The organism is Serratia sp. JSRIV004 (genome assembly GCF_019968705.1).
Lineage (GTDB): Bacteria > Pseudomonadota > Gammaproteobacteria > Enterobacterales > Enterobacteriaceae > Chania > Chania fonticola_B.
Window position 1 is genome coordinate 3274548 of record NZ_CP074140.1, and the last position, 22497, is coordinate 3297044.

At 54.3% G+C, this 22497-nt stretch carries 24 protein-coding genes; 14 read left to right on the forward strand and 10 right to left on the reverse strand.

The window, feature by feature from the left end:
• The first annotated feature begins 16 nt into the window (after positions 1-16).
• The 5 genes from trpD (at position 17) to KGP21_RS15620 (ending at position 4954) form a co-directional block, all read left to right on the forward strand.
• Entirely contained in the window at positions 17-1015 is a 999-nt protein-coding gene (trpD, locus tag KGP21_RS15600) for an anthranilate phosphoribosyltransferase (RefSeq protein ID WP_021181251.1), read from the forward strand.
• A 3-nt stretch (positions 1016-1018) separates the two neighbouring features.
• On the forward strand, positions 1019-2380 hold the full coding sequence (gene trpCF / locus KGP21_RS15605; RefSeq protein WP_223538530.1) for a bifunctional indole-3-glycerol-phosphate synthase TrpC/phosphoribosylanthranilate isomerase TrpF: 1362 nt from the start codon (positions 1019-1021) through the stop codon (positions 2378-2380).
• Positions 2381-2418: 38 nt separating this feature from the next.
• The gene (gene trpB, locus KGP21_RS15610) at positions 2419-3609 is read left to right on the forward strand and encodes a tryptophan synthase subunit beta (RefSeq protein ID WP_223535615.1); all 1191 of its coding nucleotides are present in this window, start codon (positions 2419-2421) and stop codon (positions 3607-3609) included.
• The gene (trpA, locus tag KGP21_RS15615) at positions 3609-4415 is read left to right on the forward strand and encodes a tryptophan synthase subunit alpha (RefSeq protein ID WP_223535618.1); all 807 of its coding nucleotides are present in this window, start codon (positions 3609-3611) and stop codon (positions 4413-4415) included. The genes trpB and trpA overlap by 1 nt, the downstream gene beginning before the upstream one ends.
• 224 nt (positions 4416-4639) lie before the next feature.
• Positions 4640-4954, forward strand: a complete 315-nt coding sequence (locus KGP21_RS15620) for a BON domain-containing protein (protein ID WP_021806585.1) — start codon at positions 4640-4642, stop codon at positions 4952-4954.
• Positions 4955-4996: 42 nt separating this feature from the next.
• Here KGP21_RS15620 and ompW read toward each other — a convergent pair whose 3' ends face one another.
• Positions 4997-5638 (reverse strand): outer membrane protein OmpW, encoded by a 642-nt coding sequence (gene ompW / locus KGP21_RS15625; protein WP_021806586.1) that lies wholly within the window; start codon positions 5636-5638, stop codon positions 4997-4999.
• Between the two features lie 296 nt (positions 5639-5934).
• Here ompW and KGP21_RS15630 point away from each other — a divergent pair, with 296 nt between their 5' ends.
• Complete coding sequence (locus KGP21_RS15630) at positions 5935-6375, forward strand: YkgJ family cysteine cluster protein (RefSeq protein WP_223538531.1); 441 nt, start codon at positions 5935-5937, stop codon at positions 6373-6375.
• Positions 6376-6416: 41 nt separating this feature from the next.
• Positions 6417-7211 carry a YciC family protein gene (locus tag KGP21_RS15635; protein ID WP_039996069.1) on the forward strand — a complete coding sequence of 265 codons (795 nt, stop codon included), beginning with the start codon at positions 6417-6419 and terminating at the stop codon, positions 7209-7211.
• A 49-nt stretch (positions 7212-7260) separates the two neighbouring features.
• Here the strand turns inward: KGP21_RS15635 and KGP21_RS15640 are convergent, their stop codons facing one another.
• Positions 7261-8964: a SulP family inorganic anion transporter gene (locus KGP21_RS15640; protein ID WP_059200958.1), complete on the reverse strand. Its 1704-nt coding sequence runs from the start codon at positions 8962-8964 to the stop codon at positions 7261-7263.
• Between the two features lie 222 nt (positions 8965-9186).
• Between KGP21_RS15640 and KGP21_RS15645 the strand changes: the two genes are divergently transcribed.
• Complete coding sequence (locus KGP21_RS15645) at positions 9187-9726, forward strand: septation protein A (protein WP_021181242.1); 540 nt, start codon at positions 9187-9189, stop codon at positions 9724-9726.
• Complete coding sequence (gene yciA / locus KGP21_RS15650) at positions 9726-10148, forward strand: acyl-CoA thioester hydrolase YciA (RefSeq protein WP_223535621.1); 423 nt, start codon at positions 9726-9728, stop codon at positions 10146-10148. Before KGP21_RS15645 ends, yciA begins: the two co-directional genes overlap by 1 nt.
• 48 nt (positions 10149-10196) lie before the next feature.
• On the opposite strand, the gene tonB is transcribed toward yciA, so the two are convergent.
• Positions 10197-10943, reverse strand: a complete 747-nt coding sequence (gene tonB / locus KGP21_RS15655) for a TonB system transport protein TonB (RefSeq protein ID WP_021806590.1) — start codon at positions 10941-10943, stop codon at positions 10197-10199.
• 319 nt (positions 10944-11262) lie between these two features.
• Here tonB and KGP21_RS15660 point away from each other — a divergent pair, with 319 nt between their 5' ends.
• Complete coding sequence (locus KGP21_RS15660; protein WP_021806591.1) at positions 11263-11559, forward strand: YciI family protein; 297 nt, start codon at positions 11263-11265, stop codon at positions 11557-11559.
• A 116-nt stretch (positions 11560-11675) separates the two neighbouring features.
• Here the strand turns inward: KGP21_RS15660 and KGP21_RS15665 are convergent, their stop codons facing one another.
• Complete coding sequence (locus KGP21_RS15665; RefSeq protein WP_021806592.1) at positions 11676-12233, reverse strand: TetR/AcrR family transcriptional regulator; 558 nt, start codon at positions 12231-12233, stop codon at positions 11676-11678.
• Positions 12234-12354: 121 nt separating this feature from the next.
• On the opposite strand from KGP21_RS15665, the gene KGP21_RS15670 reads away from it, so the two are divergent.
• Positions 12355-13839: an MFS transporter gene (locus tag KGP21_RS15670; protein ID WP_021806593.1), complete on the forward strand. Its 1485-nt coding sequence runs from the start codon at positions 12355-12357 to the stop codon at positions 13837-13839.
• Between the two features lie 214 nt (positions 13840-14053).
• On the forward strand, positions 14054-14545 hold the full coding sequence (locus KGP21_RS15675) for a Dps family protein (RefSeq protein ID WP_021181236.1): 492 nt from the start codon (positions 14054-14056) through the stop codon (positions 14543-14545).
• Between the two features lie 48 nt (positions 14546-14593).
• On the opposite strand, the gene KGP21_RS15680 is transcribed toward KGP21_RS15675, so the two are convergent.
• Positions 14594-14770 carry a YciY family protein gene (locus KGP21_RS15680; RefSeq protein ID WP_004945296.1) on the reverse strand — a complete coding sequence of 59 codons (177 nt, stop codon included), beginning with the start codon at positions 14768-14770 and terminating at the stop codon, positions 14594-14596.
• A gap of 236 nt (positions 14771-15006) precedes the next feature.
• Between KGP21_RS15680 and cls the strand changes: the two genes are divergently transcribed.
• Both cls and KGP21_RS15690 read left to right on the forward strand, forming a co-directional pair.
• Positions 15007-16467, forward strand: coding sequence for a cardiolipin synthase (gene cls, locus KGP21_RS15685; RefSeq protein WP_021806594.1), 1461 nt, complete (start codon positions 15007-15009; stop codon positions 16465-16467).
• 56 nt (positions 16468-16523) lie between these two features.
• On the forward strand, positions 16524-16847 hold the full coding sequence (locus KGP21_RS15690) for an HI1450 family dsDNA-mimic protein (protein WP_021181235.1): 324 nt from the start codon (positions 16524-16526) through the stop codon (positions 16845-16847).
• 60 nt (positions 16848-16907) lie between these two features.
• Here the strand turns inward: KGP21_RS15690 and oppF are convergent, their stop codons facing one another.
• The 5 genes from oppF to oppA all read right to left on the reverse strand — a co-directional run bounded on the left by oppF (position 16908) and on the right by oppA (position 22468).
• The gene (gene oppF, locus KGP21_RS15695; RefSeq protein ID WP_021181234.1) at positions 16908-17906 is read right to left on the reverse strand and encodes a murein tripeptide/oligopeptide ABC transporter ATP binding protein OppF; all 999 of its coding nucleotides are present in this window, start codon (positions 17904-17906) and stop codon (positions 16908-16910) included.
• Positions 17903-18895, reverse strand: coding sequence for an ABC transporter ATP-binding protein (locus KGP21_RS15700; protein WP_021806595.1), 993 nt, complete (start codon positions 18893-18895; stop codon positions 17903-17905). Before KGP21_RS15700 ends, oppF begins: the two co-directional genes overlap by 4 nt.
• Positions 18896-18906: 11 nt before the next feature.
• Complete coding sequence (gene oppC, locus KGP21_RS15705; RefSeq protein WP_021181232.1) at positions 18907-19812, reverse strand: oligopeptide ABC transporter permease OppC; 906 nt, start codon at positions 19810-19812, stop codon at positions 18907-18909.
• 15 nt (positions 19813-19827) lie between these two features.
• Positions 19828-20748, reverse strand: coding sequence for an oligopeptide ABC transporter permease OppB (gene oppB, locus KGP21_RS15710; RefSeq protein WP_223535624.1), 921 nt, complete (start codon positions 20746-20748; stop codon positions 19828-19830).
• Between the two features lie 82 nt (positions 20749-20830).
• Positions 20831-22468 carry an oligopeptide ABC transporter substrate-binding protein OppA gene (gene oppA, locus KGP21_RS15715; RefSeq protein ID WP_094981329.1) on the reverse strand — a complete coding sequence of 546 codons (1638 nt, stop codon included), beginning with the start codon at positions 22466-22468 and terminating at the stop codon, positions 20831-20833.
• Positions 22469-22497: the final 29 nt, after the last annotated feature.

The following is a 22497-nucleotide window of genomic DNA, read 5'->3' on the forward strand; positions in this document are numbered from 1 at the left end:
TCAAGGGGAACCGACTATGCAACCTATTCTTGAAAAACTGTATCGATCGGAGTCGATGAGCCAGGAAGAAAGCCAGCAGTTATTCAGCGCTATCGTGCGCGGTGAGCTGGAACCTAGCCAACTTGCGGCGGCCTTAATCAGCATGAAGATCCGCGGTGAGCACCCGGAAGAAATCGCCGGAGCTGCCAAGGCACTCTTGGCCGATGCTCTACCGTTCCCACGCCCGGACTATGCCTTCGCGGATATCGTCGGCACCGGCGGTGACGGCACCAACAGCATCAATATCTCCACGGCCAGCGCTTTTGTTGCCGCAGCCTGTGGGGTCAAGGTGGCCAAGCACGGCAACCGCAGCGTCTCCAGCCGTTCCGGTTCATCCGATCTGTTGGCCGCCTTCGGGATCCGTCTGGATCTGCCTGCAGAAGAATCCCGCAAGGCTTTGGATGAACTGGGCGTATGTTTCCTGTTTGCGCCGCAGTATCACACCGGTTTTCGCCATGCGATGCCGGTACGCCAACAGTTGAAGACCCGCACGGTGTTCAACGTACTCGGGCCGTTGATTAACCCGGCTCGCCCACCGTTGGCGTTGATTGGGGTCTACAGCCCGGAGCTGGTGCTGCCAATCGCCCAAACCCTGCGCGTATTGGGTTATCAGCGCGCCGCCGTCGTGCACGGTGGCGGTATGGATGAAGTGGCGATCCACACCACCACTCACGTCGCCGAGCTGAATGACGGCGAAATTGAAAGTTATCAGCTGACACCTAAATCTTTTGGCTTGGACAGCTACCCGCTGGGCTCCCTGCTGGGAGGGTCGCCGGAAGAAAACCGTGACATTCTGGCAAGGTTGTTACAAGGTAAAGGTGAGCCAGCGCACGCCGCGGCGGTCGCCGCCAACGTCGCACTGTTGCTGAAACTATTCGGACAGGAAGACCTGCGCCAGAACGCGCAGCAGGCATTGGAAATGATCCACAGTGGGCAGGCTTACCAGCGTGTCACTGCTTTGGCAGCAAGAGGATAAATGATGCAGGAAACCGTGCTCAACAAGATTGTTCGTGACAAGGCGCAGTGGGTCGCGGCACGTAAGCAACAACAGCCATTAGCCAGCTTTCAAAACGAAATCGTGCCAAGCGAGCGTAGCTTTTATCATGCGCTACAAGGCGCCAGAACGGCATTTATTCTCGAATGCAAAAAAGCCTCTCCTTCCAAGGGGCTGATCCGCGAGAATTTTGACCCGGTGGAAATCGCCTCGGTGTATAAGGACTTCGCCTCGGCGATCTCGGTGCTGACCGATGAGCAATACTTCCAGGGCAGCTTCGATTTTCTGCCGCTGGTGAGTAAAACCGTGACCCAGCCGGTGCTGTGTAAGGACTTTATGATCGACCCTTACCAAATCTATCTGGCACGTCACTACCAGGCCGACGCCATTCTGTTGATGCTGTCAGTGCTCGATGACGAACAGTACCGCCAACTTGCTGCGGTGGCACACAGCCTGAATATGGGCGTGCTGACCGAGGTGATAAGCGAAGAAGAATTACAGCGTGCGGTACAGCTGGAAGCCAAAGTGATTGGCATCAACAACCGCGATCTGCGCGATCTGTCTATCGATCTGGATCGCACCCGCACCCTGGCTCCAAAAGTGCCACATGGCGTGACGGTGATCAGCGAGTCCGGCATCAATAACTATCGCCAGATCCGTGAACTCAGCCGCTATGCCAACGGTTTTCTGATCGGTAGCGCATTGATGTCGGAGGCCAACCTGCGCAGCGCGGTACGCCGCGTGATCCTCGGTGACAACAAAGTCTGTGGCCTGACCCGGCCGCAAGATGCCGCCGCCGCTTATCAGGCAGGTGCCAACTACGGCGGTCTGATCTTCGTTGGCCGTTCCCCACGTAACGTGGACATTGCCCGCGCCAGGGAAGTGATCGCCGGAGCGCCGTTGAAATACGTGGGTGTTTTCTGTGATGCGCCCATCGCTACGGTAGCGCAAACTGCTGAGCGCCTTGGTCTGTATGCGGTGCAACTGCACGGAGCGGAAGACCAAGCTTATATTAACGCCCTGCGCGCCGAGCTGCCTGCCACCTGTCAGATCTGGAAAGCCTTGAGCGTAAAAGACAGCCTGCCCGCTCGCGATCTGCAACAGGTCGATCGTTACCTGCTGGATAACGGCGCTGGCGGTACCGGAGTTCGCTTTGACTGGTCGGTGTTGCAGGGCCAAACGCTGGACAACGTGATGCTGGCTGGCGGCCTGAGTGCAGACAACTGCCTAGATGCGGCCCAACTGGGCTGTGCGGGCCTCGATTTCAACTCTGGCGTAGAGAGCCAACCCGGCATCAAAGATGCCGGGCGTCTGGCAGCGGTGTTCCAAACCCTGCGCGCCTACTGATTGCGAACCTCATTTAACGGATAATAACGGGAAAAATAATGACGCTGCTTAACCCTTACTTCGGCGAATTTGGCGGTCAGTACGTGCCGCAAATTTTGATGCCAGCCCTGAAACAACTGGAAGAAGCCTTCGTCAGCGCCCAGCGTGACCCTGAGTTCCAGGCAGAGTTTATCGATCTGCTGAAAAACTATGCGGGCCGCCCAACGGCACTGACGCTGTGCAAAAACCTGACTGCCGGTAGCAAAACCAAACTCTACCTAAAGCGTGAAGATCTGCTGCACGGCGGTGCCCATAAGACCAACCAGGTATTGGGCCAGGCGCTGCTTGCCAAACGCATGGGCAAAACCGAGATCATCGCGGAAACCGGCGCTGGCCAACACGGTGTGGCCTCTGCGCTGGCATGCGCCCTGCTCGGTCTGAAATGCCGCATCTACATGGGTGCCAAGGACATTGAACGCCAGTCACCTAATGTATTCCGTATGCGCCTGATGGGGGCTGAAGTGATCCCGGTGCACAGCGGTTCTTCCACGCTGAAAGATGCCTGTAACGAAGCGCTGCGCGACTGGTCTGGCTCTTACGATAAGGCCCACTACATGCTGGGCACTGCCGCAGGCCCACACCCGTTCCCGACCATAGTGCGTGAATTCCAACGCATGATCGGTGAAGAAACCAAAGCTCAGGTGCTGGAGCGTGAAGGCCGTCTGCCGGATGCCGTATTGGCCTGCGTTGGCGGTGGTTCCAACGCCATCGGCATGTTTGCCGACTTTATCGATGATGACAGCGTTGGCCTGATCGGCGTTGAACCCGCTGGCCTGGGGATCGAAACCGGCCAGCATGGTGCGCCGCTGAAACATGGCAAGGTGGGGATTTACTTCGGGATGAAATCGCCGATGATGCAAACCTCTGAAGGCCAGATCGAGGAGTCTTACTCGATTTCCGCCGGTTTGGACTTCCCTTCCGTTGGCCCGCAACACGCCTATCTGAACAGCATCGGCCGCGCAGAATACGTGTCTATCAGCGATGATGAAGCGCTGGAGGCTTTCAAAGCGCTTTCCCGCCACGAAGGAATTATCCCGGCGTTGGAGTCTTCCCATGCCCTCGCACACGCGCTGAAAATGATCCGTGAAGAGCCGCAGAAAGAACAGATCCTGGTGGTTAACCTGTCCGGCCGCGGCGACAAAGACATATTTACCGTTCACGACATTCTGAAAGCACGGGGAGAAATCTGATGGAACGTTATCAGCAACTGTTCAAACGGTTGGAAAATAATAAAGAAGGCGCCTTCGTGCCGTTTGTCACCCTCGGCGACCCAAACCCGACGCTATCGTTACAGATTATCGATACGCTGGTGGAGAACGGTGCAGATGGCTTGGAGTTAGGGATCCCCTTCTCGGATCCGTTGGCCGATGGCCCAACCATTCAAAGTGCAGCACTGCGTGCTTTCGCTTCTGGCGTTACGCCAACGCACTGTTTTGAAATGCTGACGGCAATCCGCCAGAAGCACCCTGATATTCCGATTGGCCTGCTGATGTACGCCAACCTGGTGTTCCACGGCGGCATTGACGCATTTTATCAGCGCTGTGCGCAGGCCGGTGTTGATTCGGTGTTGATCGCGGACGTACCTTTCGAGGAGTCCGCACCTTTCCGCGCGGCAGCAACTCGCCACGGCATCGCGCCAATCTATATCTGCCCACCAAATGCGGATGAGGATTTACTGCGTGAAATCTCGTCCCACGGCCGGGGTTACACTTACCTGCTGTCACGCGCCGGGGTAACCGGGACGGAAAGCCGGGCGCAGTTACCGCTGCACCACCTGGTCAATAAGCTGCGCGAGTATCATGCGGCGCCACCGCTGCAAGGCTTTGGCATCTCTGAACCTTCACAGGTCAAGGATGCGTTGCAAGCCGGGGCCGCCGGGGCAATCTCCGGTTCGGCAATTGTTAAGATCATCGAACAGAATCAGGCACAACCGGCAGAAATGCTGGCCAAGCTGGGCAAATTTGTACGTGAAATGAAAGCCGCTACCCGCGTTTAATCTCCCGCTCTCAATCACCGGATACTACGAAAGTATCCGGTGATAACACATTGTTTAGCCTCATTCTTGCCAAAGATATTTTTGCAAACAATTTGAACAAACCAGCAACCTGCCCCACAATCATATTTGCCGCTAAATATTCAGTGGCTCAGTGCATACGATTTCGTTAGCTGATTGAAATCAGCATTTAATTTCAACAATAACATTTGCAAGGAGAGTCATTTATGAAGCTATTTAAAACCCTTTCGGCGCTGTGCATGGCAGCTATTTTGGCGATGGCAGTTTCTGCCTGTGCTCCAACGGCAAAATCAGAGGGGACTGGCGGTTATATTGACGATACGGTCATCACTACCAAGGTGAAGTCAGCACTGCTGGCGGATAAAACCATCAAATCCACCGAGATTAGCGTCGAGACCTTTAAAGGCAAGGTTCAGTTAAGCGGTTTCGTCAGCTCTAGCGCCGATGCCAATCGCGCCGTTCAGGTGACTCGCGGCGTGGCAGGGGTTAAATCTGTCGAAAACGATATGCGCATTAAATAACTGAAGAGGGAGGCGCCGAACAGCGCCTCCTTTACTGCTGGCTTAGAAGCGGTAGCCTGCACCAAACATAAAGACAAATGGGTCCAGACGAGTGTCAATACTCTGATGTTGATCGCCAGCGTCGAAGCGTACCTTGGTTTCGATATTCATCCACCAAAGCGACATGTTCAACATCCAGTGCTCATCCAGGTTGTAATCCAGACCCGCCTGCCCGGCTACGCCCCAGGAATTTTTCAGATCCAGGTTGCTTAAACCCGCATCCTTGCCGTTGTCGTTGAATTTCTCGTCGAAGAACATGGTGTAGTTCACACCGATGCCCAGGTATGGACGCAGCTTGTCTTGCTTGTCGCCAAAGTAGTACTGCGCCATCAGCGTTGGTGGCAGTTGACGAACGGTTGCAATATCCCCGTTGACCGCTGGGCCACCCAGAGAAACTTTATGGCGGAACGGCGTTGCAGCCAGTAACTCGACGCCGATATTGTCCGTCACCATATAGCCAAAAGTCAGACCCAATTGGGTGTTGTTATTGGCGTTGAACGATCCTTGGCCTAAAACGTTGTCCGAACCTGCATTAGGACGAACTGTTGCAGTCCCTGCACGGAACAGGAAATCACCCGCTTGATGCGCGCTTGCTACCATAGGAGCCATCAGAGCCCCTAACACCACCAGAGTTGTCTTTTTCATTATCCATTCCATTTGTGTGGTTTACAGTCCCGATGAATATACCTATTAACAGGTATTTATGATCCCATCGAGATCACATCTTAAGTGTAAAAATTTAAAATCCCACCAAAAACAAAGCCACCTAAGGTGTTAATAAATCGATAATTGATCTGAATCAATAAACGCCTTTTGTTGCAAATATGATGCATGTTTGAATTTCTGTTACCGAAAAAAAGTTGCTAAAAAAAATGCCACTGCGTAATTTCATTATTCCTGTTGGTTTTGGTTGGGCCGGTAAGGAGTCGGTGGCAATCAAGATGAGCGAAATTCAAAATCCCTGCACCAGCTGCGGCGCCTGCTGCGGTTATTTTCGAGTATCATTCTATTGGGCCGAAGCGGAAGATGGCGGCGGCGTGGTACCTATATCCTTAACTGAACCCTTGAGCCCCTTTCTGCGCTGTATGCAAGGGACCAACAGCAAGTCACCACGCTGCACCTCGCTGGTAGGTGAGATTGGTCAGGCGGTTTCCTGTTCGATCTACCTCAATCGCCCCAGCCCCTGCCGCGAATTCGATCAATCCGGGGAAAACGGCCTACGCAATGAAGCCTGCGATCGGGCCCGTGAGCGCTACGGCCTGCCGCCCTTGCCGGTTCCCCTGCCATTATCATTGTCAGAGACCATAATCGCCCAAGAAATCAGCACAGTGCCATTCGCGGGGTGCCACAGCGGCGCGGAACAGGGTACAATCGCCCACTGATTTAACTACGTTCCCGACGCCAAGGAGTCTGCATGCCAAGCATGCCAATTACGGCCAACACGTTGTACCGTGACAGTTTTAACTTTTTCCGTAATCAGGTTGCCAGCATTGTGCTGTTGGCACTGCTGACCGCATTCATTTCTGTGCTGCTTAATCAGGCGTTTAGCCCCGATATTGAGCAGTTGAAGATCCTGACCGCGACGGAAAGTGATCTGGCCTCCAACGCCGGTGCCGGCATGGGGATCCAGGAAATCATTCAGCAAATGACGCCTGAACAGCAGATGGTGCTGTTGAAAGTGTCCGCCGCCGCGACGATTTCCGCTTTAGTGGGTAACGTGCTGCTGGTGGGGGGCATGTTGACGCTGATCCGCCTGGTTTCTGAAGGCCAGCGTACCAGTGCGCTGCGGGCTATCGGGATATCTGCCCCGCTATTGCCGCGTTTACTGCTGCTGCTGTTTGTCTGCACCTTGCTGACCCAGCTTGGCCTGACGCTGTTTGTCGTGCCCGGTGTGATCATGGCGATCTCGTTCTCGTTGGCCCCGGTGATTTCCGTGGCCGATGGGAAAGGCATGTTTGCCTCACTGAAACTGAGCTGCAAGCTGGCCTTTGCTAACGCGCGGGTGATCGTACCGGCGATGATGCTGTGGTTGGCGGCCAAACTACTGGTGCTGTTTATGGTCAGCCACTTGTCGGTGTTGACGCCACACGTTGCCAGCATCGTTCTGACTGCATTAAGCAACCTGGTTTCTGCCTTACTGCTGATTTATCTGTTCCGGCTGTATATGCTGCTGCGGGACACAGCGCCCACTTCTGGCGTGTCCTTAGATAAAAGATAAATAGGGTCGGTTGACGTTTAAGGGCACGCTTTTAGCGTGCCCTTTTTATTTACTGTGCCGTGCCCGGTTCGGCCTGTTCCTTACTTTGTATCAGCTTGAGTGCCAGATAAAGGTCGGGCACCAGGATCAAATCCTTATCACGCCCCACCTGATTGATACGGAACCAGCGCGTTAACTCGGTGCGCCGTCCGGCCAACACCAGCTTAACGTTACGCTGTAACAAGTCACGCTTTAACTCGTCAATGGCCGCCAGCACGCTGATATCCGCATGGGTAAAACTGGCCACCGCATCCACTACCACCCAACGTGGTTGGAACGGCGTACTGTCGACCAGATTGAGGATGCGCCGTTTGAAGTAAGCCACGTTAAAATAGGTCAGCGGGGAGTTAAAGCGGTACATCATCACGCCCTGCACCGCCTTCACCCCGTTGTTGTTGCCCATTGAGTGGATCATGCCTTCCTCATTGACCCCCAGCAGTTGCTCCGTGGGGCGGAACACGGTGCGCAGAAACTGCATCAGGCCAAGCAATACCGCTAAGCCAATGCCGCTGATCACCCCCACCAGCAGCACGCTGACGAAGGTGAAGGCTGCCAGCCTGAACGCCTGGGCATTGCGCTTGCGCAGGATCCAGATGCCGCGAATGTCGATCAACGACCAGGCGGCGTACATCAGCACCACGCCTAATCCGGCCACCGGAATAAATTGCAGCGGTGAAGTCAGGAACAGCAGCACAATGCCAATGACGATGGCGGCAATAATTGATACCAATTGGCTCTTGCCGCCGTTGGCATCGTTTACCGCCGTACGCGAATCGGCTCCGCTGATGGCAAACCCTTGCGACAGCGCAGAAACAATGTTGACCAGCCCCAGCGCACGGAACTCCGCATCGGCATTGACCTCGTAGCCATTTTTCGCCGCAAAGCTGCGCGCCGTTAGCATCATGCTGACAAAGCTGACCACCGCCAGGTTGAGCGCCGGTATCACCATGTCACGCAGTAAGCCCGGCTGAAAATCCGGCCACTGAACGATAGGCAGCATGCCGCTGAAGCCCCCTACGGTAATAATACCGTGCTGCTGCAAATTAGCCGCCCAGGTGATGAAGGCGACCAGCACGATGGCAAACAACGGCGCAGGCCAGTTAGGCCGCAATTTTTTAACCCCCACCAGCATTGTCAGCGTAAGCAATGAAATGCCCATCGTCGGCCAATCGCTATGCAGAATGTTACCGGGCAAGGCATAAATACGTTCAATCAGCTGCGCCGGTGGCGTACCGAACCCCAGCACTTTGCCGATCTGATCGACAATGATGGTCACCGCTACGCCATTCAGCAATCCGCTGAGGATCGGGCGCGAAAGCAGGTCTGCCAAGGCCCCGAGCCGGAAGCGGCTAGCCAGCAGACACCAAGCCCCCGTCATGGCGGTCATCATGATGGTGAGCTGCCAGTGCAGCTCCATACTTCCTGCGGCCAGCGGAGTCACCACGGCGGCGATCACCGCACAGGTGGCCGCATCCGGCCCAACAATCAGCTGCCGCGACGAGCCAAAAATGGCATAGGCGATCATCGGTAAAATACAGGAGTAAAGCCCGACCACCGGGCTGACACCGGCCAATTCGGCATAGGCGATCGCCACCGGTAAAGCTACCGCTGCGACCGATAACCCCGCACGAATATCCGGCTTCAACCAACTGCGTTCATATCCTAACAAATGCGTCAAACCGGGCGTCCACGCCCGCAGAGACTTCCACTGCATAGCTATTTTCCAGGGTAAATTATGCGGCTATTATTATGCTTAATATGCGTGGTACACCCAGCGCTTGCAAATAACCGAGGGTAACAATCGTAAGTTTATGCAAATTCTGGCGTTTACAGCAGCAATCTACCGGACGAACACCGATAATCTGCCCTTTAGTGCGATACACAGAGCGCGCCAAATCCGGTATAGTCGCCCGATGAACCTATGATGGATTGATTTATGAAGCAGTTTCTTGATTTTTTACCCCTGATTGTCTTTTTTGCCTTTTATAAGCTTTACGATATCTACGTCGCCTCGGGTGCCTTGATCGTCGCCACCGCCCTGGCACTGGTCTTTACCTGGCTGAAATATCGCAAGGTTGAGAAGATGACGCTGATCACCTTTGCCATGGTCGCCGTATTCGGCACCTTGACTCTGGTGTTTCACAACGACCTGTTTATCAAATGGAAGGTCACTGTCATCTACACCCTGTTCGCCCTGGCGCTGCTGATCAGCCAGCTGATCCTGAAAAAGCCGCTGATCCAACGCATGCTGGGTAAAGAGCTGACCCTGCCGGACAGCGTCTGGAACCACCTTAACATTGCCTGGGCCCTGTTCTTCCTGGCCTGCGGCTTGGCCAATATCTATGTGGCATTCTGGATGCCGCAGGACGTTTGGGTTAACTTCAAGGTATTCGGCCTGACCGTGCTGACGCTGGTCTTCACCCTGTTGAGCGGTATCTATATTTACCGTCATATGCCAGAAGAGCAGAAGAAATAATGACCGAACAACGACCTTTGCCTAGCGGTGAGCTGGTGCTGCGCACGCTGGCCATGCCGGCAGATACCAATGCCAACGGCGATATCTTTGGCGGCTGGCTGATGTCGCAAATGGACATCGGCGGCGCGATCCTGGCCAAAGAGATTGCCGAAGGGCGCGTGGTTACCGTGCGGGTAGACGGCATGACCTTTCTCAAGCCGGTCGCGGTGGGTGACGTGGTGTGCTGCTATGCCAACTGTATCCGCAGTGGCCGCAGCTCCATTACCATCAATGTGGAAGTTTGGGTCAAGAAGGTGTCTTCTGCCCCGATCGGCCAGCGCTACCGTGCCACGGAAGCGGTCTTTACCTATGTAGCGGTAGATGACGCAGGCAGCCCTCGCGCCCTGCCAGACGGTAAGATGAACTTCCGCGTTGGCGAATAAGCCTACGCCAGATAGCAAAAAGGTCGCAAATGCGACCTTTTTTATTGCTTACTCAACTGTCGAGCCTTCCATTTTGAAGACGATGGTCTTCGTCAGGTTCTGCGCGGTTTTGGCTTCATAGCGCCATTTACGCATTGCCTGCTTCACTTCACGTTCGAACATATTACGTGGTTCCGCAGACAGAATACGCACGTTAGTAACCCGCCCGTCGCTATCGACATCGAACTGAACCTTGACATTGCCTTCAATCTGCAATGCCCGGGCGCGCGGTGGATACATCGGCTTGCCGATACTCAGAGCTTTCGGCCCCAACTCACGGGAAGTTCCCGGCGCGGGTGCTGATGGTGCCTGTTTAACCGGTGCCTTGTCGATCGGCTTGGCTTCGGATTGATTGTCGAACGGCGAAGGTTCACGCGGCTCGGTCTTCTTCACTTCACGCTTGACCGGCTTCTCTACCTTCGGCTTAGGTTTTGGCTTCGGCTTGGGTTTCTCCGGCTCCGGTTTAGGGATGGCTACCGGTACCGGCGGTGGCGGCTCTGGCTCCGGGATTGGTTCTGGCTCAGGCTCAGGTTCTACCTGTGGCTCCGGTTCCGCCGCAGCCGGCGGTGGCGGTTCTGCCAACGCGGTCATATTCACCATCATGACGCTGATAGGGGCATCTTCCTGCTTCGGCAGCTCCAACACTTCGTTGACGGAAGCGTAGAGCAAGGCGGCCACCAGGGCACTGTGCAAACCAACGGAGAGGACAATTGGCACGGAAATTCGGCGAATAAGGAACATTTTGTTTAGCGGCATAATGATTCTGTTTCCTCTGGTGCGCCAAGTTTAAATGCAAATAGCAATCATATTCAATAACGAAAGACAAACTATCGCTTTAATCGGCATCATTAGGCGCTAAAACCAGCAAACTCATAGGGATATTAACGTTTAATTAGCCTTTTATTGCGCTTTGCATACGGATTGTTAACCAATGTGTTCCCTCACTCGTCAATCGCAGCACACGCAGCTATCCTCAACACGGTAATGAATTTTTATCTGGATTGGCATTCCCTTGTCACAGGTTTTGCGCTACTTTGTGATTACCGTTGTATGGCAATGATTTTAAAGGTGAAATATGCTTTATCTGATCTACGCACAAGACGTACCTGGCACGCTGGAACAGCGTATGGCGGTTCGCCCCGCCCATCTGGCTCGCCTGCAGGCACTGCGTGATGAAGGCCGGTTGGTGGTCGCTGGCCCTAACCCGGCTATCGATAGCAACGATCCTGGCCAGGCTGGATTTACCGGTTCTACCGTGATCGCCGAGTTCCCTTCGCTGGAGGCGGCAAAATCCTGGGCAGCACAAGACCCGTACGTGGACGCTGGAGTATACGGCGAAGTCACGGTGAAACCCTTCAAGCAGGTATTTTAAGCAAAAAAAAAGCCAGCACGGAGGTGGCTGGCTAAAAGTGGGTTCTTCGAGGGAATATCTTTATTCGCTAAACATACTCGCCACCCGGAGCGATCGCCATCTATCAGTGTGATAGGTCAACCATTGCGAGCCGTATCGTTAAGAACCCACTTTTGCAGATCGGTAAACATCGCTTCCCATTCCTGCTGAGTGATATCCATAAAGCCGAAGAAGCGCAGCATGAAGGCACCCTCGGTGGCCAGGAAGGCCAATCGCGCCTTTCTCCCCGCCTCAGTAGTCAGATCCAAACCTGCTATGCGGCTGCGATACCATTCTCGCGTACTGTCCAGGTGTTCTGGCGTCTGAATTAACGTCGCCATCAACCCGGCCGCCTTGGCGCTGGAAGCCTGATCGGAACTGCGGGTAGCCTGCATATGCGCCTGGACAATGGTTAATGGGTCCGGATCGCTGCCTGCGATATCGTCAAAAACCTGCTCATAAACCTTACCCCAACGGTCAAACATCGCATCGATGAGCGCATCTTTGCTACCAAAGCAATATTGTACTCCCCCCTTGGAGATCCCCATGGCTTTAGCCACCGAATCGATGGTCAACCCTGCCGCACCTTGGGTCGCCACAATCTCTTCTGCGGTATCCAGCACCTTGTCACGATCGATACTCCGTTGACGCCCCATTGAGAAAGCCCCTTTTCAATACGTACGTATGGATTTATATTATAGCAGTATACCACCGGTACTACCGGGTGGTTACCGTAAGGTGACGCAGCCGCGTCATCGGTTTACTAGGATACTCTTTATGCACGCCCAAAACCGCTGGCTGATCCTGGCAATGATCTCCAGTGCGCTATTTTTAATCATTACCGATATGACGGTGCTTTACACCGCGTTGCCGCGCCTGACCCAGGCATTGGATGCCACAGCCTCACAAAAGCTATGGATCGTTAACGCCTACCCGTTGGTGGTTGCTGGCCTGCTGCCCGGCGCTGGCATGTTAAGCGACCGTCTTGGCCACAAGAAAATGTTTATCGCCGGTTTGCCGGTCTTTGCCTTGGCCTCACTGTGCGCCGCGTTCTCCCCCAGTGCCGAGCTGCTCATTGCGTCACGGGCTTTCCTGGCCATCGGGGCTGCGATGATGATGCCAGCCACGCTATCCATTGTGCGCCACGTCTTTACCGATGAGCGTGAACGTGCGCTGGCGATTGGCATCTGGGCCGCCGTGGCCTCCGGCGCCGCCGCACTTGGCCCGGTGGTAGGCGGCGTTCTGCTGTCCTATTTCTGGTGGGGCTCGGTATTTCTGATCAACGTGCCGGTGGTGATGCTGGTTCTGCCGCTGGCGGTCTATCTGATCCCTCGTTGCGGTGGAGACAGTCAACGCCCCTGCGACTTTATCAGTTCGCTACAGATCATGTTCGGCCTGGTGGCGTCGATCTATGCGCTGAAAGAGCTGAGCAAACCCGCGTTCTCCCTGAGTGACTTCGCCATTGCGGCGGCGCTCGGTACGCTGTTCCTGACGCTGTTTGTCCGCCGTCAGCAGCGGTCGCAATACCCCATGATCGATTTCTCACTGTTCCGCAATCGGCTGTTTGCCAGCGGTGTCGGTGTGGCGATCGTTTCAATGATCGCGCTGATAGGGGTCGAGCTGGTGTTAAGCCAGCGGTTACAGTTGGTGCTAGGGATGACGCCGCTGCTGGCCGCGTTGTTTATTTTACCCATTCCAGTAGCCTCGGCTCTGGCTGGCCCGTTGGCTGGGGCCTTGCTACCGCGTTATGGCGAGCGCTCCATGTTGGTAGGCGGCTTTATTCTCACCGCCTTAGGCATTGCGGGTGTCGCGCTGTGGTATCAAGGCAACGTCATTATGCAGTTGGTCTGCCTGTTTGTGGTGGGCTTTGGCCTCGGCGGTGCCATCACAGCCGCCTCAACGGCCATTATGCTCAACGCCCCGGAAGACAAGGCGGGCATGGTCGCCGCCATTGAAGACGTCTCGTGGGAGTTGGGTGGCGTGTTAGGCGTCACGCTGCTGGGCGGGTTGATGACGGCGGTCTATAGCCACAGCCTGATATTGCCTGCCAATCTTCCTGCAGGCGATCTCGCATATGACAGCATTGATGAGGCGCTACGGTTAGCCGGAAATATGGGCGCAGACAGCGCAGAAAGGCTGATCCAGCTGGCTAGAGGCGCCTTTGATCAGGCCTTTATTGCCGTGCTGATCGCCGCCGCATTGCTCACCAGCCTGAGCGCCGGTGTGCTAAAATTTGCTTTGCGCAAAAGGGCGCAGGTGTAATTTAATCGATGAGGTTAAGTGGGCGCAGCATGCAGCGCCCCTACCCGATTAGCCAATTGATGAATGTAAGCAGCTTGAAAGATGGCGGGTAAATTGGTTTGAACGATTGAATTGATGCTTAGTAGCAACTTTAACCTTATGATAGATGCGGTTAACCTGTTTTGTATGGATATCAATCTAGATAATCGAAACAAATAATCAGGAGAAGATTATTATGGCAACGGCAAAGAAAGCGACCAAGACTCATATCGGCCTGGACACCAAACAATCAGCAAAACTCTCTGAAGCACTGAACGCCCTACTGGCTAACTACCAGGTGCTGTACATGAACGTGCGCGGCTACCATTGGAATATTTCCGGCCCGCACTTCTTTGAACTGCACGTCAAGTTTGAAGAAACCTACAATGACCTGCTGACCAAGGTGGATGAACTGGCAGAGCGTATTCTGACTCTGGGTTCACAGCCTCGCCACGCCTTCAGTGACTATCTGAAAACGGCGGATATCAAGGAAGACACCAATGTCACCGACGATAAAGGCACCCTGCGCGGCTTGCTGGAAGGTTACGCCATTTTGTTGCAACAGCAGCGCGAACTGCTGACGCTGGCCGCAGAGGCCGGTGACGAGGGTACCTCTTCTCTGATGAGCGATTACATCAAAGAGCAGGAAAAACAGGTGTGGATGTTGAACGCCTATCTGGGTAAATAACCCAGGTCCAGCCAATAGCAGAACAGCCCATAACGGGCTGTTCTTGTTTTACCACTCGTAAGCCACAACGAACAATAAGGCTCTGCGGTGTTGATCGTCCAAACGACGGCGAACACGAATGATATGCCGATTACTGCACGACTGGCGCTCTAACCAACGGTGCCTGCGCCGCTGGCTCTGCCGTAACATCCTCCAGCGGCCCACTTCATTTCTACTGCGTCTCATTTTACGTTACCCATCAATGCCAACCGCGGGCATTATATCCCTTTCAACGTACGATCCAAGTCGCCCTTTCACCACATTAGCTCTATCAGAGACGACAAAAAGTACGGTTTTTATTTTCAGCAAGTTCCTTTGGTCAATCATTTTTATGTAACTTAACTACCGAGAAAAGGTTTCACCTTTGTTGTTCTGTGCGTACACTCATTATTGGTGGCTTACCAACGGAAATTTTTGCCTTTATGACAACCTTTTATACCGTAATTAGTTGGCTTTTGGTGTTTGGCTACTGGCTGCTTATCGCCGGGGTCACATTGCGTATTCTGATGAAACGACGCACCGTGCCTTCGGCCATGGCCTGGCTGCTGGTGATCTATATTCTGCCCTTGGTCGGTATCGTCGCTTATTTATCCTTTGGCGAACTGCACCTGGGCAAGCGCCGCGCAGAGAGAGCCAAAGCCATGTGGCCCTCAACCGCTCGCTGGCTGAATGAGCTTAAAGGAAGCAGCCGGATTTTTGCTACCGAGTACAGTGAAGTGGCCCGCCCGCTGTTCCAGCTTTGCCACCACCGCCAAGGGATTGATGGCGTCAAAGGCAACCAGCTTCAGTTGCTGACGACCACCGATTCAACGATGAATGCCCTGGTGCGGGATATCGAACTGGCACGCCATAATATCGAGATGGTGTTTTACATCTGGCAGCCAGGTGGGCTGGTCGATCAGGTCGCCGAATCATTGATGGCCGCCGCACGCCGTGGCGTACATTGCCGTTTGATGCTGGACTCGGCTGGCAGCGTACAGTTCTTCCGCAGCCCTTATCCCAGCATGATGCGTAACGCCGGTATTGAGGTGGTTGAGTCACTCAAGGTGAACCTGTTCCGCGTATTCCTGCGGCGTATGGACCTGAGGCAACATCGCAAAGTGGTGCTGATCGACAATTACATCGCCTACACCGGCAGTATGAATATGGTCGATCCACGCTTCTTCAAGCAAGATGCCGGGGTTGGTCAATGGATCGACCTGATGGCCCGCATGGAAGGCCCGGTAGCAACCACGATGGGTATCGTTTACGCCTGTGACTGGGAGATTGAGACCGGCAAACGCATTTTGCCACCGCCACCAGACGTGAATATCATGCCGTTTGAGCAGGAAAGCGGTCACACCATCCAGGTTATTGCCTCTGGCCCGGGATTCCCGGAAGAGATGATCCATCAGGCGCTGTTGACGGCGGTCTATTCCGCGCGTGAGCAGTTGATCATGACCACTCCCTACCTGGTACCAAGCGACGATCTGCTGCATGCCATCTGCACGGCTGCGCTGCGTGGCGTTGACGTCAGCATTATCGTTCCACGCGACAACGATTCAATGATGGTGCGCTGGGCCAGCCGTGCCTTCTTCTCGGAGCTGCTGGAAGCGGGCGTGAAGATTTATCAGTTTGAAGGCGGGCTGTTGCACACCAAGAGCGTGTTGGTCGATGGCCAGCTCAGCCTGGTCGGCACGGTCAATCTGGATATGCGCAGCCTGTGGCTGAACTTTGAGATCACCCTGGTGATTGACGACAGCGGCTTTGGTGCCGATCTGGCCTGTGTGCAAGATGATTACATCGCCCGCTCGCAACTGCTGGATGCCGAGCAATGGTTGAAGCGCCCGTACTGGCACCGCCTGGTCGAACGCCTGTTTTACTTTTTCAGCCCGTTGCTGTAAAAGCGGCAACGAGCATGGTTTAATAGCCTCAAATCATTTGTTATCAGGATTTTTATATGGACTTGAATAATCGCCTTACCGAAGATGAAACGCTGGAACAAGCCTACGACATCTTCCTTGAGCTGGCAGGCGACAATCTGGATCCCGCGGATATTCTGCTGTTCAATTTACAGTTTGAAGAGCGCGGCGGTGCCGAGCTGTACGATCCGGCAGAAGACTGGCAGGAACACGTGGATTACGATCTGAATCCGGACTTCTTTGCCGAGGTGGTGATCGGCCTGGCGGACAGCGATGGCGAGCCTATCAACGATGTCTTTGCCCGCGTGCTGATCTGCCGCGAGAAAGATAACAAGCTGTGCCACATTTTGTGGAAAGAATAAGCCGGTGAACGGTACAAAAAAACCTGCCAAATGGCAGGTTTTTTATTATTAATCAATGCATTACAACGGATCGACTTTCAAGCATGATACCGCATGACGGAAGCTGCCTTCCAGCAATGGGCGAGTTTTAGCGCACTCCGGCCCGGCAATCGGACAACGGGTGCGGAACACACAGCCCGAAGGCGGATTGATCGGTGATGGCAGTTCCCCTTCCAGCAGTTGGATCTGCTTTTCCTTCTCCTTGTCAGGATCCGGCACCGGAACCGCCGACATCAGCGCCTTGGTGTAAGGATGCTGCGGGTTATGATAGACCTCATCATAGGTTCCCAGCTCCACCGCATGGCCCAGATACATCACCAGCACCCGATCGGAAATGTGTTTAACCACCGCCAGATCGTGGGCGATAAAGATTAGCGATAACCCCATCTCACGCTGCAACTGCTGCAGCAGATTCACTACCTGTGCCTGGATAGACACGTCCAGGGCGGAGACCGGCTCATCACAAATCACCAGTTTCGGCTCCAGGATCAAGGCGCGGGCGATGCCAATACGCTGGCACTGCCCGCCGGAGAATTCATGCGGATAACGGTTGATCAGGTTCGGCAGCAGGCCCACCTTCAACATCATCGCTTTGACCTTATCCTTCACTTCCTGACGCGGCATTTTCGGATTATAGGTACGCAGCGGTTCGGCGATGATCTCACCGATGGTCATACGCGGGTTCAGCGAGGCCAACGGATCCTGGAAAATCATCTGAATATCGCTGCGCGTCTTGCGCCAGTCGGCATCGCTCATGCCCAGCAGATCTTTGCCCAACCAGGCAACGCGGCCACTGGTCGCCTTCACCAGGCCGATAATTGCCCGTGCGAAGGTGGATTTACCGCAGCCTGACTCCCCTACCACCCCTAGCGTTTCGCCTTCAAACAGGCGCACGGTTACACCGTCAACCGCCTTCAGGGTTTTCGGTGCCTGCCAGAACCACTGCTTGTCATCATGAATATCGAAGTGAACTTTCAGGTCTGCGACTTCCAGCAGCACTCTTTTATCGGTTGCGGTCATACCAACGCCTCCACCGGCTTGAAACAGGCGCGCAGGCGCCCCTCACCAAACTGCTCCAATGGCGGAGCACTCGCGCACTGCTCCATCGCATGCGGACAACGCGGCTGGAACGGACAGCCTTTCGGCAAACGCAGCAGGTTCGGCGGATTACCGGGAATGGTCATCAACGCTTCACCTTCAGCATCCAGACGCGGCACCGCGTTAAGCAGCCCGATAGAATATGGGTGGCTCGGATGATAAAACACATCGCGGGCGCTACCGTATTCCATGGTGCGGCCAGCATACATCACCAAAACCTTGTTACAGATCCCGGCAACCACGCCCAAATCATGGGTGATCATGATGATCGCCGTATTGAACTCACGCTTCAGTTCGTTAAGCAGCGTCATGATCTGTGCCTGCACGGTAACGTCCAGCGCGGTGGTTGGCTCATCGGCAATCAGCAGTTTTGGCCGACACAGTAACGCCATGGCGATCATCACGCGCTGGCGCATCCCGCCGGAGAACTCATGCGGATACATCCGCATACGCTTACGGGCTTCCGGCATTTTGACCGCATCCAGCATGCGTACCGATTCTTCAAACGCCTCGCTTTTGCTCATTTTTTTATGCAGCATCAACACTTCCATCAGCTGCTCACCAACCCGCATATAAGGGTTCAATGAAGTCATCGGGTCCTGGAAGATCATCGAGATCTCTTCGGCCCGCAGCTTGTTGAGCTGGCTTTCTGGCAGATTGAGAATTTCACGGCCGTTGAATTTTGCCGAGCCACCGATGCGGCCATTGCTGGCCAGCAGGCCCATCAACGCAAATGCCGTCTGTGACTTGCCGGAACCCGACTCCCCGACGATGCCCAGGGTTTCACCCGCGCGCAGATCGAAATTGAGATCGTTCACCGCGGTAACATCGCCGTCTGGCGTACCGAACGTTACACGCAGATCTTTGACGTCCAGCAGCAGTCCGTCTTGTGGTTGAGAATTAATGCTCATGGTTGCACTCCTTAACGATCTTTCGGGTCGAGGGCATCACGCAGGCCATCGCCGATAAAGTTGAAACAAAACAGAGTGATAACCAGGAAACAGGCTGGGAACAGCAGCAACCACGGTGATACTTCCATTGAGTTGGCGCCATCGCTCAACAATGCGCCCCAACTGCTCAACGGCTCCTGAGTACCTAGCCCCAGGAAGCTGAGGAAGGATTCAAACAGGATCATGCTCGGCACCAGCAGCGAGGCGTATACCACCACCACGCCCAGTACATTTGGCACGATATGCCGCAGGACGATATTGCGAGTCGATACGCCGCACACCAGCGCTGCTTCGATAAACTCTTTACGTTTCAGGCTGAGCGTCTGCCCGCGCACAATACGCGCCATATCCAGCCACGACACCATGCCGATCGCCACAAAGATCAGCAGGATGTTTTGCCCAAAGAAGGTCACCAGCAGGATCACAAAGAACATAAACGGGAAGGAGTTCAGGATCTCCAGCAAACGCATCATCACCGAGTCGGTCTTGCCGCCCAGATAGCCAGAAAGTGAACCGTACAAGGTGCCCAATACCACGGCCACCAGCGCCGCAGCAACCCCCACCATCAGCGAGATACGCCCACCAATGGCCACGCGCACCAGCAGGTCACGCCCTGAGGAATCGGTACCGAAATAGTGCCCGGACTCCAGGTTAGGCGCGGCAGACATCATGGCCCAATCGGTGTCATCATAAGCAAACTGCGACAGCCAGGGGGCACAGATCACAAACAGGGTGATCAGCGCTAACACAAACAGGCTGGTCACCGCCGCACGGTTGTGCATAAAGCGGCGGCGAGCGTCCTGCCAAAGACTGCGCCCTTCAACTTCCAGCTGTTCGCTGAAGTTTTCCAGAGCTTCGCTGTTCTTTTTCGTCAACATCTTGCGTGCTCCAGCTTAGTAACGGATTTTCGGATCGATCACGGCATATAGCACGTCGACGATCGCGTTAAACAGGATGGTCAAGCCGCCGACCAGAATGGTCAGGCTCAACACCAGCGAATAGTCACGGTTCAATGCACCGTTAACGAACAGTTGACCAATTCCTGGCAGGCCGTAAATAGTCTCAATCACCATCGAACCGGTGATAATCCCAACAAACGCTGGCCCCATATACGACAGCACCGGCAGCAGCGCAGGTTTTAATGCGTGACGCAGAATGATGCGGCGCATCGGCAAACCTTTGGCACGGGCGGTACGGATAAAGTTGGAGTGCAGCACCTCAATCATCGAGCCACGGGTGATACGCGCGATGCTGGCGATATAGGCCAAAGACAGCGCCACCATCGGCAGGATCATGAACTTCAGCGCCCCACCGTTCCAGCCTCCACCGGGCAACCACTTCAAGGTAATGGCGAAAATCAGCACCAGTAAAGGGGCCACGACAAAGCTGGGGATCACCACACCGGTCATGGCGAACCCCATCACCGTATAGTCCCACTTGGTATTCTGATTCAACGCGGCAATAACCCCAGCGCTCACCCCCAGCACCACCGCCAGAACAAAAGCGGCAAAACCCAGTTTGGCTGAAACGGGAAACGAAGCCTTGACCAGGTCATTAACCGAATAATCTTTGTATTTGAATGAAGGGCCAAAATCGCCCTGCGACAGCTGCACCAAATAGTGTCCGTATTGTTTCCAGATCGGATCGTTAAGGTGATATTTGGCTTCAATGTTGGCCAACACTTCGGGTGGCAGCTCACGCTCACCGGTAAACGGGCTGCCGGGTGCGAGGCGCATCATAAAGAAAGAGATGGTAATAAGTATAAATAGTGTCGGGATCGCCTCTAACAGGCGACGAAAGATAAATTTAAGCATTGCCCTAGCCCTGTGCTTCAGCCTGATAACGGCTTATTGTCTTGAAATGGGCCGGCGACCTGTGCCGCCAGCCCTTGCCGCATCAATGTTTGATGATGTACAGGTTTTTGTCGTAAACGTTATCCAGTGGATCTTTGCCTGAGTAACCACCCACGTAAGGTTTCACCAGGCGAGCATTCACATAGTAATAAAGCGGAACGATGGCAGAGTCTTTATCCAGCTGAACTTCGGCTTTCTGATACAGATCGGCACGCTCTTCTTTGGTTTTCGCCGTCAAGACGTTGCCCATCAGCTTGTCGAATTCTGCGCTCTTATAGTGCGGGGTGTTACTGCTGCTGTCGGACAGCATCATGTTCAGGAAGGAGCTTGGTTCGTTGTAGTCCGCACACCAGCCAGCACGTGACACGTCATAGGTGCCCTGATGGCGGGTATCCAGGAAGGTTTTCCACTCCTGGTTCACCAACTTCACGTCCACGCCCAGGTTTTTCTTCCAGATAGACGCAGCGGCAATGGCCAGTTTCTTGTGCAGATCGGAGGTGTTGTACAACAGTGAGAAGGTCAGCGGTTTACCAGGGCCATAACCGGCTTCGGCCAGCAGCTTCTTGGCTTCTTCGTTACGCTTTTCCTGCGTCCAGCCAAACCATTCTGGCGGGGTCAACTTGGCACCGTCGGTGTAAGGAGGAGTAAAGCTGTAAGCTGGCAGGTCGCCCTGGTTCTTCACCTTGTTGACGATGATATCGCGATCCATCCCCAGCTTCAGCGCTTCACGTACGCGAGCATCGGTGAACGGGGCTTTCTGGTTGTTGATTTCGTAGTAATAAGTACACAGGTAAGGATCGACGTGCACTTCGTTCGGGATCTCTTTCTTCAGCTTCTGGAACAGTTCGATCGGCATGTTGTTATAGGTCATGTCGATTTCGCCGGTGCGATAGCGGTTGACGTCGGTGACTTCTGACGCGATCGGCAAGAAGGTGACTTTATTAATGACGGTTTTGGCGTTATCCCAGTATTGCGGGTTACGTTCCAGCACGATACGTTCGTTAACTACCCAGTCTTTCAGCTTGTACGCGCCGTTGCTGACGTAGTTCTGTGGCAAGGTCCACTTCTCACCAAACTTCTCTACCGCTTCTTTATTCACCGGCTTCATGGCGTAGTGCGGAGTCATTTCTACCAGATACGGCACCGGCTCGGTCAGCGTCACCTGGAAGGTATGATCGTCGATGGCCTTGACGCCCAACGTCGATTTGTCTTTCTTACCCGCGATGATGTCATCCACGTTTTCTACATGAGCATATTGCAGATAGCTGGCATAAGGTGAGGCGGTTTTCGGGTCAACCAAACGCTGCCAGCTATACACGAAATCTTGTGCCGTTACCGGCTCACCGTTCGACCATTTGGCGTCTTTACGCAGATGGAAGGTCCACACTTTAAAATCTTTGTTATCCCAGCTTTCTGCGACACCCGGCACCACTGAACCGTCCAGGCTGTTATTTGCCAGACCTTCAATCAGATCGCGAGTGACGTTGTTTTCAGGCACGCCTTCGATCTTGTGCGGGTCAAGGGATTGTACTTCGGAACCGTTGTTCTTAACGATTTCCTGCTTGTCTGCCAGCTGAACGCCCGCTGGCACATCGGCCGCAAAAGCAGTTCCTGCCACCGTCAAGCCTAGCGCCGCAATAATGCCTGCTGCCAGCAGGGACTTCTTCGTGATGTTGGTCATGTGGTTAAACTCCAGTTTTTATTATCACA

Bases quoted from the DNA above. Each gene is read 5' to 3' on its own strand.
- yciA (WP_223535621.1), top strand. From the start codon at position 9,726: ATGACCGAACAACGACCTTTGCCTAGCGGTGAGCTGGTGCTGCGCACG.
- KGP21_RS15645 (WP_021181242.1), top strand. From the start codon at position 9,187: ATGAAGCAGTTTCTTGATTTTTTACCCCTGATTGTCTTTTTTGCCTTT.
- oppF (WP_021181234.1), bottom strand. From the start codon at position 17,906: ATGACCGCAACCGATAAAAGAGTGCTGCTGGAAGTCGCAGACCTGAAA.
- KGP21_RS15680 (WP_004945296.1), bottom strand. From the start codon at position 14,770: ATGAGACGCAGTAGAAATGAAGTGGGCCGCTGGAGGATGTTACGGCAG.
- KGP21_RS15620 (WP_021806585.1), top strand. From the start codon at position 4,640: ATGAAGCTATTTAAAACCCTTTCGGCGCTGTGCATGGCAGCTATTTTG.
- ompW (WP_021806586.1), bottom strand. From the start codon at position 5,638: ATGAAAAAGACAACTCTGGTGGTGTTAGGGGCTCTGATGGCTCCTATG.
- KGP21_RS15630 (WP_223538531.1), top strand. From the start codon at position 5,935: ATGAGCGAAATTCAAAATCCCTGCACCAGCTGCGGCGCCTGCTGCGGT.
- KGP21_RS15635 (WP_039996069.1), top strand. From the start codon at position 6,417: ATGCCAATTACGGCCAACACGTTGTACCGTGACAGTTTTAACTTTTTC.
- tonB (WP_021806590.1), bottom strand. From the start codon at position 10,943: ATGCCGCTAAACAAAATGTTCCTTATTCGCCGAATTTCCGTGCCAATT.
- trpD (WP_021181251.1), top strand. From the start codon at position 17: ATGCAACCTATTCTTGAAAAACTGTATCGATCGGAGTCGATGAGCCAG.
- trpB (WP_223535615.1), top strand. From the start codon at position 2,419: ATGACGCTGCTTAACCCTTACTTCGGCGAATTTGGCGGTCAGTACGTG.
- cls (WP_021806594.1), top strand. From the start codon at position 15,007: ATGACAACCTTTTATACCGTAATTAGTTGGCTTTTGGTGTTTGGCTAC.
- KGP21_RS15670 (WP_021806593.1), top strand. From the start codon at position 12,355: ATGCACGCCCAAAACCGCTGGCTGATCCTGGCAATGATCTCCAGTGCG.
- trpA (WP_223535618.1), top strand. From the start codon at position 3,609: ATGGAACGTTATCAGCAACTGTTCAAACGGTTGGAAAATAATAAAGAA.
- trpCF (WP_223538530.1), top strand. From the start codon at position 1,019: ATGCAGGAAACCGTGCTCAACAAGATTGTTCGTGACAAGGCGCAGTGG.
- KGP21_RS15640 (WP_059200958.1), bottom strand. From the start codon at position 8,964: ATGCAGTGGAAGTCTCTGCGGGCGTGGACGCCCGGTTTGACGCATTTG.
- oppB (WP_223535624.1), bottom strand. From the start codon at position 20,748: ATGCTTAAATTTATCTTTCGTCGCCTGTTAGAGGCGATCCCGACACTA.
- KGP21_RS15665 (WP_021806592.1), bottom strand. From the start codon at position 12,233: ATGGGGCGTCAACGGAGTATCGATCGTGACAAGGTGCTGGATACCGCA.
- oppA (WP_094981329.1), bottom strand. From the start codon at position 22,468: ATGACCAACATCACGAAGAAGTCCCTGCTGGCAGCAGGCATTATTGCG.
- KGP21_RS15660 (WP_021806591.1), top strand. From the start codon at position 11,263: ATGCTTTATCTGATCTACGCACAAGACGTACCTGGCACGCTGGAACAG.
- oppC (WP_021181232.1), bottom strand. From the start codon at position 19,812: ATGTTGACGAAAAAGAACAGCGAAGCTCTGGAAAACTTCAGCGAACAG.
- KGP21_RS15690 (WP_021181235.1), top strand. From the start codon at position 16,524: ATGGACTTGAATAATCGCCTTACCGAAGATGAAACGCTGGAACAAGCC.
- KGP21_RS15700 (WP_021806595.1), bottom strand. From the start codon at position 18,895: ATGAGCATTAATTCTCAACCACAAGACGGACTGCTGCTGGACGTCAAA.
- KGP21_RS15675 (WP_021181236.1), top strand. From the start codon at position 14,054: ATGGCAACGGCAAAGAAAGCGACCAAGACTCATATCGGCCTGGACACC.